This window comes from Pseudomonas sp. GW822-FHT04C11, assembly GCF_058800905.1.
In genome coordinates this window covers 1-15,634 of sequence record NZ_JBXAMS010000013.1, presented here as the reverse complement: position 1 = coordinate 15,634, position 15,634 = coordinate 1, and the positions used below count along the sequence as shown (strand labels likewise).

Sequence of the window (15,634 nt, the reverse complement as noted above, 5' to 3'; positions counted from 1 at the left end):
CGGTGGCGTGCCAGGCTTTCAGTATTCACTTTTCTTTTCCCAGTCCGGGTCGAACCCTGTGCCCTGGGCGGCGATCGAGCGCAGGTCGTGGTAGCACTCCGAGAGCAGAATCGTCGGCACCTTGGCCAGGGGCATGCTGTAGCGGCCGCGGTAGAACGTCAGGTCGACCAGGGCCACGGTGCGGTTGCTCTCCGGCAGCGGGTTGCCGGTAAAGCGGATATCGGCCGACAGCCCGAGGCTGACAAAGGACTTTTCATAGGTGTAGAACCAGCCGGCATCCTCGGTCGCGCCCCGGGTATAGCCGAGCTTCAGCGCGTGGCCGCGCAGGGCGAAGGCTTCCAGCAGGTGGCCCTTGAAGTCTTCGATAGAATGGGCGTCGCCCTGCCCTTCGGGCAACTGATAGACGCCCTTGCCCAACTGCTGGAACAGCGGCGTCACTTCGTAGTCCACCAGGTGCTGCTGCCACTGGAGCAGTTCCTCGGCGCCCAGCAGCGAGTCATGAGCCAGGCGCACCTGGGCGTCGTCGGCCAGGGTCAGCGGGTTGTCCTCGCAATCGGTCAGGCTGCCATCGTCCAGCGGGCGGAAGCTGGCCAGTACCCGGTCCCCCTCGACCTGCACCCAGACCAGGCGCTGCAACAGCCGGCGCATGATCGGGTGCTGGTTGAGGTAACGCTGCCAGTCGGCGTACGGCCACTCGCGGCCGGTGCACAGGGCTTCGTAGAGGCGCTCAGTCTGCTGCTTGACGATGCTGGCCAGGGACTTCTTGGCACTGGCGAACTGCTTCTTCGCCTCCTTGGCTTCGTCGGCGTCGTCGTCCTGGCGCGGGTCGGGCAAGGCGGCGATTTTCTTGCCGTCGGGGTTGTACAGCTCGATCTTGAAGTCAGCCAGCAAGCGCGCGCTGAACAGCCGTTCGCCGTAACTCAGCTCCAGCAGGCCGTGCTCGTCGAAGCCGGCCGAAGGCAAGGTGCGGTCCGCCAGCTGGGCCAGGGTCCAGTGGTTGCGTTCGGCCAGGGCCCGGGCTTGCAGGATGGCTTCTTCCTGAAAGCCTGCGGTGCGGAAGCGACTGGCAATGGACAGCAACAACTGGGTCGCGGACGGGTGCTCGATCCAGGCCAGCATGGCGATCAGCGCCTTGCCCTGGGACGCGCGGGTGCCATAGAACTCCTTGAGGTAACGCCCGGCCGGCGCCGCTGCATCGGCCCCGGCGCAGGCCGCCGCCACCGCCAGCAAGCCTTTGCTGGCCGCCGCCGAGCCTTGGGGCTGGCGCATGAAACGCGGCAGGAAGCTCGCACTCAGCTCGTCCAGGCTCTTGCCCAGGTGCGGGCTGTCCTTGTAGTCGTCCGGGTAGCGCTGGATGAAAAACAGGGTGCTCGTGGCATGCCGCTCGGCCAACTGCTGGGCCTGCTCCAGCGGGATCGGCCGGGTGTCTTCGGCCAGCCAGGTGTCCAGCACGAACTGGCCGAAACGCTCGCGGCCGCGGGCTTCGAACATCCCGCAGAAGCGCCGCAGCAACGCCCCCGGCTGCGCCGACTTGAGCTTGACCGCCTGGGCCAGCAGCCCCTGGGCCGCCAGGGCCGGAACCGGCTCCTGAGTATCGGCCCAGCGCAATTCGGGCAAGGCGTCCCAGGGGAACCATGCCAGGTCCTTGGGCGCGCCCTTGGCCATGGCCTTGCTGGTGTCGATGACCCATTGCTCGCGGTCCAGGTACTGCTCCACCGGCTGGCCCATTTGCTCCAGAGCTTCGATCATGGCGGTGCGCACGCCGTCGTTCTTGTCCTTTTTCAGGGCCTGTTCCAGGGCCGGGATCGCCGGCTGGTGGCCCAGGTTGCCGAGCCATTTGGTGGCCAGCAGCCGGACCTCGGACTTGCCCGAGCCGAGGGCGGCAATCAGGTGCGCCTCCTTGCCCGGCAGCTGTTCCAGGGCGCGCTGGGCCTGGGCCCGCTCACCCTGGTTGGAGCCCAGGGCGATCTCGAACAGGCGGTTGATCAACGATGCGGGCGGCGGTGCCATCTTGACCACCGCGGCATACAACGCGTCGGTGCGATACACCTCCAGGGCCGCCAGCGCCTGCTCCAGCCAGCCCTGGTGCAGGGCAAAATACGGCGCCACCGCGTCGGCATCCCAATCCTCGGCGAACCCGCCATTGAAGCAATCCTGCAGCAGGCTGTCGCCGTTGCGGCCACGGTCCTCGAGCATCTGTGCCAGGGCCATCAGGCTCAGCGAGTCGTCCTGTTGATAGGCTTGCTCCAACGCGCGACAGCTGATGTTGCTCAGGCAGCCCTCGCCACTGCCCAGGGCGTTGCAGAAATCCAGGACCTTGAACGCCATCACCCCCGTCAACTCCTCGCTGTCGGCGAAGGCCTGCATCGCCGGGCGGGAAAAGTACTCGCTATGGTCTTGCGGCAGATCACGGGACGCCGGCGGCACCACTTCGGTCGAGGCCAAAAACGCCTTGAGCTGGTTCAGGGCTGCGACGCTGTAGTTGGGCCACAGCTCCGGCTTGCCGGCGGTTTTTTTCTCCGGGTGGGCGGCGTAGTACTCGATGTTGCTCTCGTTATCCCGGTCGATCAGCTGATTGAGGTCGGCCCACAGTTGGTCGACGACTTCCAGGCGTTCAGGGGTCAGCACCACCGCCCAATCAATCACCGGGCCGCTGTAGTGGACCGGCCCCTGCTCGTGGGCAGGCTCGGCGTCCCACTCAGCGAGCAGGCCGCGCACCGAGGCCGCACGGTCGGCTTCGGCCAGGGCCCGGGCCTCGGCGCGCAGGGGCGGGTCAGCCAACTGGTTGGCCAGGGCCCACAGCAGGCGCAGGGCATGGGCGCGCTGCTCGGGCTTGCCGCCCTGGATCATCAGGGTCAGGGGTTGCAGGGCGCCGCGCTGGCACTTGAGCAGCAGCGGAGCCGCCTGTTCACGCACTTCGCGATTGCCGCCACAGGCCATTTCACACAGCTCACCGGCCATGGCGGTCATGACCGGCGGATCGAGGTCGCTCATCAGGTTCAGGACCTGGTGCTTGAGGTACATGTCCCCCGCCAGCAGCAACGGCCGCAGCGCCTCGACATGGCGCAGCACCCACTGCGAATAGCCGTCCATATAGGGCACCAGGTAGATGCCGTAGCCCTGACGGTAGGCGTCATTCGAGCCGCTGAAACACGCGGTCAGCAGCGCCGAGGGCGGCAGGTGCGCCTCCAGCAGCAGGGTCTCCATCAAGGGGGCGCTGATGCGCTGGACGATGCGGGTTTCATCGGTCTGCGGGTCGCGCAACAGCTCGACGCTGTGGGTCAGGAGCAGCTCCGGCCAATGGCTGCCGTCGGCCATGGCGATGCCGAAGCGGCGTGCCGGACAGGCTTGCAGCACCCGCGCCCAGCGCAATAGCTGGGCCGGGTCGACATCGGTCAGATCGTGATACAGCTGCGGCCCGAGGCTGCCGACCCGGCACTCGTGCCCGCTCAATATGTGGAGGTAATTGGCGACGGCGTAGCGCTGGCCCAGTTCGGCCAGGACCTGCGGCCCATCGCCCTGGCGCACATAGGTCAGGATCGCCTCGGCCAGGCCGGCGCGGCCGCCGTTATCGGGCAAGTGGTCAAGGGGTTCGAGGTAGGTCTGCAGGCGCTGCAGCCAGACATCGCCCGGCACGTTGCTCGCCGCTGCGGCCGGCGTTGCGCTGGCCCCACCCAATACCTTGCCTATCCATTTGAGCATGCGTCGTCCTGTTCGCTATCGGTCCGTTTCGGGCGCGCAGGATACAACACAATTTCCCTTGGCGGCAGGGCGGCCTGTGCAGCCGGGGCCCTGCCCGGGCCGGTTGCTTATGCCTGCGGCAGCTTGCGGAAGCCCACGGCCAGGCGGTTCCAGCTATTGATGGTGGAGATTGCCACGGTGAGGTCGACCATTTCGCTGGGGCTGAACGCGCTGGCCAGCAGCTCGTAGTCGGCGTCCGGGGCGTGGGTCTGGCTGATCAGGGTCAGCGACTCGGTCCAGGCCAGGGCGGCGCGTTCACGCGGGGTGAAGAACGGCGTTTCACGCCAGACCGACACCGCATACAGGCGGCGCTCGGTCTCGCCCCCTTTGCGTGCATCGGCAGTGTGCATGTCGACGCAAAAGGCACAGCCATTGATTTGCGAGGCACGCAGCTTGACCAGTTCGATCAGCGACTTTTCCAGCGGCAGTTTTGTCACCGCGCTTTCCAGCGCGATCATGGCTTTGAGGGCATCCGGCGAGGCGGTGTAGAAATCGACGCGAGATTGCATGGTCAGCTCCATAGCAAGTGGGGATGCGCTATACGGTAGCGCTGCCGGCGATTGGCACAAATAGCCAATTGTTCAGAAGTCGAGGTAGCCAATGACTGACCCGCCCGTCTTTTGGCGCGACCGTTTCTGCGGCCGGATTGGCGGTGAATCGAGCGCTGGATCACCTCGATGCACGGAACTCACCGCAGTAGCCAATCCGGCGTCAGTCATTGTGGCGAGGGAGCTTGCTCCCGCTCGGCCGCGAAGCGGTCGTAATCCGGTAATCGCGCGCTATCTGGATATTCGCGGTGGCTGATTTTAGGGTCGCTTCGCAACCCAGCGGGAGCAAGCTCCCTCGCCACGGAACCGTATCGGCCTTTGGGCAGTGTTCGCAGACCACACAAAACCCGCCACCTTTTCACGAGGTTGGCGGGTTTTTGATTGCTCCCACGAGAGAACATTGTGAAGGCGCCGTAACGGCCTACGCCCGGCTACGCAACCACTGCAGAAAACCCTTCTTTTCCACCACTTTTGGTACTTCCTGAGTCAAGGTTTGTGCAGTGTGCAAGCGGAAATCCAGTAACGCCTGCATCGCTTCGTTGATGTCGTGGCGGGCGTCGAGACAGGGTTTGAGGTATTCCTTTTCGATCCGGTACAGGGTGCAGAAGGTCTTGGCCGAAAAGTCCGCCGGCACCGATTCATCCGAGAGAATCCCGGCCTCGCCGATCACCTCGCCCGGCCCCATGCGCCCGGCTTCGAACTTTTTGCCGCCACGGCTCAAGGCCACTGACACCACGCCCGATTCGATGATGAACAGGTGATCGCTGACCTCTCCCGCCGGCAGGATCATTTCCCCGGCACGGAAGGTGATGAGCGTCATGTTCTGGCTGAAGGTATCTTTCTCTTCCGAACGCAAGGTCGAAAAAATACTCGAGCTTTCGAGCAGCGCCCGTGGCCGTGAAAGGCCCGGCGGTGTTGTGGTTTCTGCGGTCGACAACAGGCTCACGCCCGATGCACGCAAATGCCGGAAGGCCAGATCGAACAGCAGATTGCGCACCTCACGCTTTTGCCCCATGGACGATACAAATCCGATGATCTCGTATTCCACGCCACTGGCGCTGGAGCTTTTCAAGGAGACGCTCGGTGCCGGTTTGCTGAGCAGTGGCCGGCAACCCTGCATCGCCCGCTCCAGTGCTTCGATCACCGTGTGCGGGCGCGCATGAGGGCTCAGTTGCAGGCTGATGGTAATGCCGAAAATGTCGCTGGGCCGACTGAAGTTGATGATCTTGGCCTTGGCTGCCAACGAGTTGGGGATCACCGCCATGCTGCCCTGTGAGGTTTGCAGCCGCGTGGCCCGCCAGTCGATGTCGGTGACCCGGCCTTCGGTGCCGTCGATGGAGATCCAGTCATCCAGTTGATAGGGTTTGGTGGTGTTGAGCACGATGCCGGAAAACACATCGCTGAGGGTGCTCTGCAATGCCAGGCCGACGATGATCGCCAGGGCACCGGAAGTCGCCAGCACGCCTTTGACCGGCAAATCGAGCACATACGCCAGGGCAGCGATGATCGCGATCAGGAAAATCACCGCACCGAGCAAATCCTGCAACAGCCGGCCAGTATGCCCGACCCGTTGCATCATCACCGTGCCGAGCAATACCGTCAGGGTTCGCGCGCCAAACAGCCACCAACCGATCTGCAATCCGGTCGCTGCCAGGTGCAACGGCACGTTCTCCGGCCAGGGCGCCACATCCATCGGGTTCATGCCTTCGTTGAACAGCACGGCGCTGAACAACGCAAAAATCACCACCCGCACGACCAACTGCCAGTGACTGACACTGACCAACCGCCACAGCAGGATGTCGAGCAAAATCAGCGCCAGGGCGCAAAACAGCGGGTGATCGGTGAGCAGTGACAACATCAAGCAACTCCAGCAAGACCAATGGCGTGAAGATCGCACAGATTGGGCACAGTGTAGGAGTGTTTGATTGCGAGGTGAACGCAACCCGCACAACACCACTCACCATCGCTTGAGCGCACGCCCCCCTGGATTCGTGATTTTCAGTAAAAAGTGCTTTGCCGATTCAGCGGTTTTTCTCAAGGATGCAGACCGGGATACTCGCGGCCATTCCCGTCACAACCCCTGGAGTCACACATGTCTGTTCCCGCCTTCGGCCTCGGTACTTTTCGCTTGCAAGGCCAGGTGGTCATCGATTCGGTGAGCACCGGCCTTGAACTCGGTTACCGGGCGATCGATACCGCGCAGATCTACGACAACGAAGCCGATGTCGGCCAGGCCATCGCCGCCAGCGGCATTGCCCGCGAAGAACTGTTCATCACCAGCAAGATCTGGATCGCCAATTTTGCCAAGGACCAGCTGATCGCCAGCTTGAAAGATAGCCTGCGCAAACTGCAAACCGATTATCTGGACCTGACGCTGATCCACTGGCCGTCCCCGGAAAACCAGGTGCCGGTGCATGAATTCATGGGCGCCCTGCTGGAAGCCAAGGCGCTGGGCCTGACCCGGCAGATCGGTGTGTCGAATTTCACCGTCGACCTCATGCAGCAAGCCATCGACGCGGTCGGCGCAGACAACATCGCGACCAATCAGATCGAGCTGCACCCTTACCTGCAAAACCGCACAGTGGTCGAGTTTGCCCAGAGCCGGGGTATTCAGATCACCTCCTACATGACCCTGGCCTACGGCGAAGTCCTGAAGGACCCGGTCATCCAACAGATCGCCGAGCGGCATCAGGCAACTCCGGCACAAGTCACGCTGGCCTGGGCCATGCAACTGGGTTACGCGGTAATTCCGTCGTCGACCCAACGGGCCAACCTCGACAGCAACCTGGCGGCCCGCGAGCTGACATTGAGCGAAGCCGATATGGCGCTGATCGCCGGGCTTGAGCGCGGCCAGCGCCTGACCAGCCCGAAAGGTATCGCTCCCGATTGGGATTGAGCGTAACCGCTCAGCATTATTGCTCCAGGTGCAGAGCCAAACGCTCCATGGCGAATTGCAGGGCCTGCACCGCCTGGTTCAATACGTTGTTGTCGCGCCCACCGCAGGCGACTTCCAGTTGTTCGCAACAGTGGACCACGCGCCGGGCCTTGACCATTTGCGCGCCGCCCTTGATCCGATGGGCCAGCTCCCGCAAGCCTATGCGGTCACGCTTGCGGTAAAAGCCCTGTAACCGTGCCAGATCCTTGGCATTACTGCTGGCCAGTTCAGCCAGCAGTTTATTGATCAGGCTACGGTCAGGCCCGGCCAGTTGCTCCAGGCTGCCGAGATCGATCTCGGCAGCGCTGGCCGGCAGCGTTGTGATCGGCGGTCGCGAGTTCATGCCCGGTGTCACGCCAGTCAGACGGGCACTCAGGTCCTTCAGGCCGATGGGCTTGAACAGGCAATCGTCCATCCCGGCTTCCATGCAACGGATCTTTTCTTCGGGCTGGGCATTGGCAGTGAAACCGAGAATCAGGCAAGGCATGTCCCCATTGGCCCGCTCCTCGTCACGAATTGCCATGGCCAACTCGTAACCGCTGAGGTTCGGCATGTTGCAATCGGTGATCACCACGTCGAACGTGTGTTCACGCCAGCATTCGAGCCCCTGCTCACCGTCCTGGGCATCACACACACGGTGCCCAAGACGGCTCAGTTGTTGCACCAGCAACAGGCGATTGGCCGGGTAGTCGTCAACCACCAGAATGTTCAACGAGTGCCCTCGCTCCGGTGGCACAGTCTCGACCGGCGGCGCGGCCAGCGGCTGCAATGCCAGTACATCGAGGCTGACGTCGATTTGCGTGCCCGCGCCCAGCTCGCTGCGCAATTGCAATCGCCCCCCCATCATCTCGCACAGCGAACGGCTAATGAGCAAGCCCAGCCCGGAGCCACTGCGGCCATCCTGCGGGCTATTGCTGGCCTGTACAAACCGACTGAACAATCGCTGCTGGTCGAATTCGCTGATGCCTATCCCGCTGTCCTTGATCCGCAGGCTGATCGCCAGGTTCCCGTGGACGGCAGCGGGCTCTACTCGTAGCGTCAGGCTGATCTGTCCGGCGCGGGTGAACTTGATCGCGTTGCTCAGCAGGTTGGAGACGATTTGCTTGAAACGCATCGGGTCGATCAACACATCGCGGTCACTACGGGCATCCAGTTCGACCTGCCAAAGCAGGTTCTTTTGCCGTGCCAGGCCTTCAAATACTTTGCTCACCGAACTGACCAGCGCCAACAGATTCGCGCGTTCCGGGGTCAGGGACAAATGCCCCGACTCGATCCGCGCGATGTCCAGAATATCGCCGATCAGCTCCAGCATCTGCTGCGCGGCATTCCACGCCACCTCTATCGCAAGATGGTCCGTGACGCCCTCTTCAGCTCGCAACATCGCCAGTTCGAGCATGCCGATCACAGCGTTCATTGGCGTGCGGATTTCATGGCTCATGGTTGCCAGGAAGGTGGTTTTGGCACGGTTGGCATCGTCCGCCGCGTCCCTCGCTTGCTGCACCTGTTGCAGCAATTGCTGGCGCTTGCGGATCAGGTTGCGCTGGTAGGCAATCCAGCCCAGCGCCAACAGCAGCAACAGTCCTGCGGCCAAAAAACCCTGAAGGATGGACGTGCGGTGACGCGACCAGTAGCTGTCATCCACCGGCAGTTCATTGCGCCAGCGGTTGGCCAACTCGTCCATTTCTTCCGGGGGAATGCTTAACAGGGCTTTATTGAGAATTGAGTAGAGTTCAAGGGCTCCACGGTTGGTCGCGAAGCTGATGTGTGCCGGTTCGGTGCCGACAGTGCTGGTCACTTGAAGCGTGTTGCGGTAGTACCGGCCAATCATGTAGCGCGCACTGATCAACGAGTTCAAGGCAGCATCAGCCGCCCCGCTGGCCACCATTGCCATCGCCTGGGCGGGACTTTCCGCTTCGATGAAGAGCACACCCGGTGCATTGACCCGAATGAATTCATGCAGAGCGTTACCACGGACAATTGCCAGGCGTTTACCCGCTAAATCGTCCAGGGTCTTGGGGGCTTTGGCGCCCACAGCACTGACAAGCACAAAGGGGCTGACCCGATACGGTCGCGTGAAACGCAGCTCTGCCTGGCGTTCGATGCTCGGCGTCATCACCGCCAACAAGTCGACTGTTCCGCGTTTGAGTTGATCGAGTTGCTCACTCAATGACTCGCTGCGCAGCGGTTCGAATTTCAACCCGGTGAGCAGGCTGATTCTGTCCAGGACCTCTGCGCTAAGGCCACTGAACCGGCCTTCTTTTTCATAAAACGAAAGTGGTTCAAAGTCGCTGATAACCCCGACCCTGGCACGTGGATGCTGGTCGAGCCAGCGTTGTTCGCTGGCACTCAACTGTACGCGCTGCGGGTTGCTGAAACTGCCGCCGGAGCTCCAGCGACGCAGGATGGTCATGCGTTCCTGCTCTGGGATCACCGCCAGAGCGGCATCGGTGATGCGGCGCAAACGGGTGTTCTCGGCACTCACGGCGAACCCGAATGTGTTGACTTCCATTCGGGCAAATTGCGTCAACCGCACATTATTCAGGTAATTGTTGTTGATCAGGTAGCGAGCACTGATGGAGTCACCGAGGTAGGCATCCGCGCGCCCAAAGGCCACGGCGCCAATGGCACTCAATGTCGAGGGATAGAGTCTTAGCCGGGCTTCGGGGTAACTCTCCTTGACAGCTTCAGGCCGCAGATAATGATCGAGCATGGCTACCCGCACCCCTGAAAGATCTTCTGTCAGCCTGGCGCTGTCACCCTCCTTCGCGACCAGAACGGGAGCATCTTCTGCATAGGCACGCGACATCAGAAGCTGCGGATCGGCCGCTTCAAAGTTGTTGGCGGTCCCCAGCAGATCAATCTCTCCCCGCTTTAACGCGTTAATTACAGCCTCGCGAGACTCGTAACGCGTCACCTCAACCTTGATGCGCAGCAATTGGGCGAGCAGGTCTGCAAAATCAGCCGTGATGCCCTCAAAATCGTAGTCGTTGATCGTGCTCTCGAACGGCGGGTAATCCGGCGCCGAAGCGCCCAATCGCAAGCTGCCCTTATCCCTTAACCAGCGCCAGTCGGCCGGTGCCAGTTCGACGCGGTAACCCTCAACAGTCGAGCGTCCCAGTAGATGCAGGGGTTCAGGTTCTTGCGCAAAGGTGTTCGCCGCGTACCACGGACTGAACAACGTCAATGCAACCAGCCATACACGCAGGCGCATATGCATTCAGATCAGCTGATTGCGTATGGCGAATTCTCTCAAGTGAACCAGGGATTTCACATTGAGCTTTGCGATCAAACGGGTTTTGTAGGTACTGATGGTCTTGTGGCTGAGGTTCATGGCTTTAGCGATTTCCTTGTTGCTAAAGCCGAGCGCCAGGTATCGAAAGATGCTCAGTTCACGGTCGGAGAGTTTCCCGATCATCTGCGACTCGTTGAGTTGCAGCGGATCCAGACTCACTGAGCTGGAGTCCAGTTGAGGGAAATACATATAGCCAGACATCACCGCTTGAACGGCTTTACGCAGCTCTTGCAGGTCATTGGTTTTCGAGACAAAGCCCAAGGCCCCGGCTCTCATGCAGCGGTCGACATAGAACCTCGGCTCACAGGAGGTGAAGACCACAACCCGGGAAAGTGACTGATCGCGCTGCAGACGACTCAGCAGTTCCAACCCGCCAAGCCTGGGAATATTCAGATCCAGCACCACCAGATCAGGTGACTGGGTAAGGATCGTCTGCAGGGCCTCAACACCATTGAATGATTCCAGAATGGTCTGGAACATCTCTCTGCCATTGGAATCCTTGAGTGCCGCAAGCAGCATTTTGACAGCGGCCACAACAACCGGATGATCATCCGCGATCAGCACTGACAGCATGGCAACTCCTGTAGAAACGCCCAAAAACCCCGGCGTGCCGCCCATGGCATTTGCCAAGGCTGACACAACGGCTGCGCAACGACTGTTGCACGAGGAACTGGGCGAAACTACCTGTCAAAGTTGACAGTTCAGACCAACGGTCGTGTGCCTCAGGCGCGCAAACCGCCCTGCTGCCGGGCGTGCCCACGCCGGGAACCGTGAGCCGGTATATCGACGCGACTCATCAGCCCTTCGAGGGTTTCCTGGTCCGGTACGCGATCCTGGCTGATCCGCACGTTGTGCTGCTGGACGGCAAACAACGCGGGCAAGCCGGCTTTCTGGGCATCGTAGATCAACGTATGACAGATCTGCTGGTTGTCTTGGCAGAACGCCACCAGGTCCAGGCCGGTCCCGGTACACAAGGTTGCATTGATGATCACCAGATCAAACGGCTCACAGCCGTATTCGACAACGCTGAGCAGCTCTACAAGGGAGTGCACGGGGGCAATTCGGTAGTAACCGAGCTGATTCAGCCTGCGCTCGATTTTCATGCGATGAAAATGCTGCTCATCGGCGATCAGGATACGTAACGCTTTATTCGGCATGGTTGATTGACCCTACAATGACGGTGCGGCTGTTTACGCCCACCCTTATCAAGAGCGCCTCAGACTAAGGGCAATGCCGCGGGGGTTTCTGTAGGACATTTCTGAAAGAAACAGTTCCATCGACTTTTAATTTTTTTGCTGTCGCACCGATGACAACTTCAGCCAACGCTGCAAGTCAGTGCCACTCATCGGTCGGTCACTCGGTCGTACTCGGGCTCCAGAACGCCTGTTGAACCAAGGGTGAGAGGGAGATTCGTGCCACAAGCGCATCCAGTTCGTCCCCGTCAACCGAGGTGGTTGCCAGGGTGGCTTCGATTTCCACTTCATCATTGCCAAAGGCGCGCACGTCATCGCTGGCCGGTAAGGGGAAAGAATGACGCCCAACACAAATTAGTCGCCGTACATGTGGGAGCGTGGCTTGCCCGCGATGAACGATGACGCGTAATACCTGAAAAATCGCGGTGTTCGCTTCGCGGGCAAGCCTTGCTCCTACGGGTTTATCGCCTATCCATGGATTTGAGTCAGCTGACGCCAATGTTCATTTGAGTCGTCGATAACTCTGGATGGCCGAACCCAGCACCACCGCCCCCGCCGCAATCGACAGCCAGAACCCGCTGCGTGCGCCGAAGGCATCCACCAGCCAGCCGGAACCTGCTGCGCCGATCGCCACGCCGATGCTCAGGCCGGTGATCAGCCAGGTCAGGCCTTCCGTGAGTTTGGCGGGTGGCACGATGCGCTCCACCAACCCCATGGCGACAATCAACGTCGGTGCGAAAAACAGCCCGGCAACAAACACCGCCAGCGACAACCCGAGAATGTTCCCCGCCAGCAGCAACGGCAGCGTGGTCAGCGCCGTCGCCACTCCGCCGTACAGAAACAAACGCGGCAACGGCACTTCGGGTTTCAACGCGCCGAACGCCAACCCGGCCAGGCACGAGCCGATGGCATACACCGACAGCACGATGCTCGCCGCTGCTGGCTGGCCTTGCTGCTGGGCGAAGGCCACGCTGACCACATCCACCACCCCGACGATGGTGCCCATGGCGCCCATCAACAGCATCAACAGGCGTATATCCCCTGAACCCACGACCGAACCCGGTTGATCGGCGTCATGCGGATGCACCGACGGCTCGGTGCTGCGCTGCAACACAAACGCGCTCACCCCAATCGCCAACATCAGCAACGCCACCAACGGCCCGGCCTCGGGAAACACCACCACGCACAGCCCCACCGAGAGTGGCGGTCCGACGATAAAACACACCTCATCCAGCACCGACTCCAGCGCATAGGCGGTTTGTAACTGCGGTTGACCACGATACAGCTCGGTCCAGCGCGCCCGGACCATCGCCGACATGTTCGGCATGCAACCGGCCAGCGCGGCGAACACAAACAGTGTCCAGTTCGGCGCTTGCAATCGTGTACAGAGCAACAGCAACAACAACGCGCAACCGCCGACCAAGGCCGAAACCGGCAGCACCCGGCCCTGACCAAAACGGTCGACCATGCGCGACACCTGTGGCGCGCAAAACGCCGTGGCCAAGGCAAAGGTCGCCGCCACTGACCCGGCCAACGCGTAACCGCCCTGCAACTGCGAAAGCATGGTGATCAGGCCGATGCCGGTCATCGAGATCGGCATGCGCGCGACCATTCCCGCCAGCACAAAGGCGCGGCTGCCAGGGGCGTTGAATAGCGCTTGATAGGGATTTGCCATCCGGTTCCATCCTCTGCTGAGGCGTGCAACTTGCCATAAAGCGTCCAGGTAGTAAAAAACCACAAATAAGCCCGCCAAACATGAACTCAAGCCACCTTGCGCCAGTCACCTGATATGCCCGCCCGTCGAAAGCTGAGTGATAGGCACATCTCGTCAGCAGCACACTGTTCATCGATGGCGGCCTATGTCTCTATCCGGAGTGACACAGCAATGGCTGATCATTACAACGAGCGACAAAGCGCTATCGACGCCCACGGCATCATCGGGGACATGCGCAGCGCAGCGTTGGTCAACGACAAGGGCAGCGTGGACTTTTTCTGCTGGCCGGAATTCGACAGCCCGTCGATTTTCTGCTCATTGCTGGACACCCCGGACGCGGGGATTTTCCAACTGGCACCCGACCTGCCCGATGCCCGGCGCGAGCAAATCTACCTGCCCGACACCAACGTGCTGCAAACCCGTTGGTTGAGTGAACAAGCGGTGGTGGAAATCACCGATCTGCTGCCGGTCGGCGACAACGACGACGCCCTGCCCCTGTTGATCCGTCGTGTGCGGCTGGTCAGTGGCCACGCCACGTTCCACCTGCATTGCGCGGTGCGCCATGACTACGCCCGAGCGCAGACCACAGCGCGGACCGACGGCGCAGACGTCTGCTTCGAAGCCGCCCAGCAGCCAGGTTTACGCCTGCGCGCCAATCAACCGATGCAAGTTGCACAAGACGCCGCCGTCGCCACGTTCAGCCTCAAACAGGGCCAGAGCGCCGAATTTCTCCTCGGCGCCCTCGACGACCCACGCTTCAAGGATGAAAACAGTGACCTGTGCCTGCAACGCACACTGAAGTTCTGGCGCGACTGGATCGGGCAATCCAATTACCGCGGACGCTGGCGCGAAATGGTCAACCGCTCGGCGCTGGCGCTGAAACTGCTGACCTCGCGCAAACACGGCGCGATCCTCGCTGCCGCGACCTTCGGCCTGCCGGAAATACCCGGCGGCGCCCGCAACTGGGACTATCGCTACACCTGGATCCGCGATGCCTCCTTCACCGTCTATGCCTTCATGCGCCTGGGCTTTGTCGATGAAGCCAACGCCTACATGCGCTGGTTGCACGGACGGATGAGCGACTGCCAGGGCAAAGCGATGAAGCTCAACGTCCTGTATGCCATCGACGGTCGTCAGGAGCTGCCGGAAATCGAACTCGCGCACTTGTCCGGTCACAGCAACGCCAAGCCGGTACGTATCGGCAATCAGGCCTACGAGCAGGCTCAGCTGGATATTTTCGGCGAGTTGATGGACGCGGTGTACCTGGTCAACAAGTACGGTGAGGCCATTTCCCATGAGAGTTGGCAACATGCCATCAAGGTGGTCGATCAGGTTTGCGATAGCTGGCAGCAAGAGGATGTCGGCATCTGGGAAATGCGTGGCGAGCAGCATCATTTCCTGCATTCACGGCTGATGTGCTGGGTGGCACTGGACCGGGCCATCCGTCTCGCGTCGAAACGCTCGCTGCCCGCCCCGTTCGCCCGTTGGGATCAGACCCGCCAAGCGATCTACGCCGACATCTGGAACAACTTCTGGAGCGACGAACATGGGCATTTCGTCCAGCACATCGGCGGCACCGCGCTTGACGGTTCGATGTTGCTGATGCCGCTGGTGCGCTTCGTCAGCGCCAGGGACCCGCGCTGGCTGTCGACCCTGCAAGCGATCCAGAAAACCCTGGTGCGCGACGGCATGGTGTACCGCTACCACAACGACGACAGCCAGATCGATGGCCTGCCCGGCACCGAGGGCGCGTTCGCCGCTTGCTCGTTCTGGTACATCGAGTGCCTGGCTCGCGCCGGTATGGTCGAAAAAGCGCACCTGGAGTTCGAACAACTGCTGCGCTACGCCAACCCGCTCGGACTCTACGCCGAAGAGTTCGACAGCCACGCACGGCACCTGGGCAACACACCACAGGCGCTGACCCACTTGGCACTGATCAGCGCAGCGAGTTTTCTCGAGCGGAAGTTGAGTGGGGAGAAGAGTTACTGGCAGCCGTAAAATGCGGGTGAGAAACCTGACGGACTGTCTGACAGCCGACAATCCCTTGTGGCGAGGGAGCTTGCTCCCGCTCGGCTGCGCAGCAGTCGTAACCCCTTCACTCGGTCCTCCAGCAAAACCGCATCGAATGGTCTTAGGACCGCTTCGCGCTCCAGCGGGAGCAAGCTCCCTCGCCACAAGGTTGTGCTTTACGCGTCGGAGTCGTACGGATCG

The 15,634-nt window shown here is 61.4% G+C and carries 10 protein-coding genes; 2 read left to right on the top strand and 8 right to left on the bottom strand.

Translation table 11 applies throughout. The features are described 5' to 3' along the window. Positions 1-18: 18 nt before the first annotated feature. The 3 genes from AC1RJ3_RS20160 to AC1RJ3_RS20150 all read right to left on the bottom strand — a co-directional run bounded on the left by AC1RJ3_RS20160 (position 19) and on the right by AC1RJ3_RS20150 (position 6,147). Positions 19-3,702, bottom strand: coding sequence for a DUF4132 domain-containing protein (locus AC1RJ3_RS20160; RefSeq protein ID WP_493080091.1), 3,684 nt, complete (start codon positions 3,700-3,702; stop codon positions 19-21). A gap of 107 nt (positions 3,703-3,809) precedes the next feature. After that, the gene (locus tag AC1RJ3_RS20155) at positions 3,810-4,250 is read right to left on the bottom strand and encodes a carboxymuconolactone decarboxylase family protein (protein WP_054596457.1); all 441 of its coding nucleotides are present in this window, start codon (positions 4,248-4,250) and stop codon (positions 3,810-3,812) included. Between the two features lie 460 nt (positions 4,251-4,710). After that, positions 4,711-6,147: a mechanosensitive ion channel domain-containing protein gene (locus AC1RJ3_RS20150; protein WP_347927454.1), complete on the bottom strand. Its 1,437-nt coding sequence runs from the start codon at positions 6,145-6,147 to the stop codon at positions 4,711-4,713. Between the two features lie 234 nt (positions 6,148-6,381). Between AC1RJ3_RS20150 and dkgB the strand changes: the two genes are divergently transcribed. Beyond that, positions 6,382-7,185, top strand: coding sequence for a 2,5-didehydrogluconate reductase DkgB (gene dkgB / locus AC1RJ3_RS20145; protein ID WP_493080088.1), 804 nt, complete (start codon positions 6,382-6,384; stop codon positions 7,183-7,185). Positions 7,186-7,201: 16 nt separating this feature from the next. On the opposite strand, the gene AC1RJ3_RS20140 is transcribed toward dkgB, so the two are convergent. The 5 genes from AC1RJ3_RS20140 to AC1RJ3_RS20120 form a co-directional block, all read right to left on the bottom strand. Continuing rightward, positions 7,202-10,441 carry a transporter substrate-binding domain-containing protein gene (locus AC1RJ3_RS20140; protein ID WP_493080086.1) on the bottom strand — a complete coding sequence of 1,080 codons (3,240 nt, stop codon included), beginning with the start codon at positions 10,439-10,441 and terminating at the stop codon, positions 7,202-7,204. Beyond that, a complete protein-coding gene (locus AC1RJ3_RS20135) occupies positions 10,442-11,089 on the bottom strand; it encodes a response regulator (RefSeq protein ID WP_347927459.1) in 648 nt (215 codons plus the stop codon). Between the two features lie 149 nt (positions 11,090-11,238). Beyond that, the gene (locus AC1RJ3_RS20130) at positions 11,239-11,673 is read right to left on the bottom strand and encodes an ANTAR domain-containing protein (protein ID WP_347927461.1); all 435 of its coding nucleotides are present in this window, start codon (positions 11,671-11,673) and stop codon (positions 11,239-11,241) included. Positions 11,674-11,869: 196 nt separating this feature from the next. Continuing rightward, the gene (locus tag AC1RJ3_RS20125; protein ID WP_371917679.1) at positions 11,870-12,064 is read right to left on the bottom strand and encodes a hypothetical protein; all 195 of its coding nucleotides are present in this window, start codon (positions 12,062-12,064) and stop codon (positions 11,870-11,872) included. A 147-nt stretch (positions 12,065-12,211) separates the two neighbouring features. Then, complete coding sequence (locus AC1RJ3_RS20120; RefSeq protein WP_493080084.1) at positions 12,212-13,384, bottom strand: MFS transporter; 1,173 nt, start codon at positions 13,382-13,384, stop codon at positions 12,212-12,214. Positions 13,385-13,594: 210 nt separating this feature from the next. Here AC1RJ3_RS20120 and AC1RJ3_RS20115 point away from each other — a divergent pair, with 210 nt between their 5' ends. Further along, positions 13,595-15,421, top strand: coding sequence for a glycoside hydrolase family 15 protein (locus tag AC1RJ3_RS20115; protein WP_493080082.1), 1,827 nt, complete (start codon positions 13,595-13,597; stop codon positions 15,419-15,421). The last annotated feature ends 213 nt before the right edge of the window (positions 15,422-15,634 follow it).

Bases quoted from the DNA above. Each gene is read 5' to 3' on its own strand.
- AC1RJ3_RS20160 (WP_493080091.1), bottom strand. From the start codon at position 3,702: ATGCTCAAATGGATAGGCAAGGTATTGGGTGGGGCCAGCGCAACGCCG.
- AC1RJ3_RS20155 (WP_054596457.1), bottom strand. From the start codon at position 4,250: ATGCAATCTCGCGTCGATTTCTACACCGCCTCGCCGGATGCCCTCAAA.
- AC1RJ3_RS20150 (WP_347927454.1), bottom strand. From the start codon at position 6,147: ATGTTGTCACTGCTCACCGATCACCCGCTGTTTTGCGCCCTGGCGCTG.
- dkgB (WP_493080088.1), top strand. From the start codon at position 6,382: ATGTCTGTTCCCGCCTTCGGCCTCGGTACTTTTCGCTTGCAAGGCCAG.
- AC1RJ3_RS20140 (WP_493080086.1), bottom strand. From the start codon at position 10,441: ATGCATATGCGCCTGCGTGTATGGCTGGTTGCATTGACGTTGTTCAGT.
- AC1RJ3_RS20135 (WP_347927459.1), bottom strand. From the start codon at position 11,089: ATGCTGTCAGTGCTGATCGCGGATGATCATCCGGTTGTTGTGGCCGCT.
- AC1RJ3_RS20130 (WP_347927461.1), bottom strand. From the start codon at position 11,673: ATGCCGAATAAAGCGTTACGTATCCTGATCGCCGATGAGCAGCATTTT.
- AC1RJ3_RS20120 (WP_493080084.1), bottom strand. From the start codon at position 13,384: ATGGCAAATCCCTATCAAGCGCTATTCAACGCCCCTGGCAGCCGCGCC.
- AC1RJ3_RS20115 (WP_493080082.1), top strand. From the start codon at position 13,595: ATGGCTGATCATTACAACGAGCGACAAAGCGCTATCGACGCCCACGGC.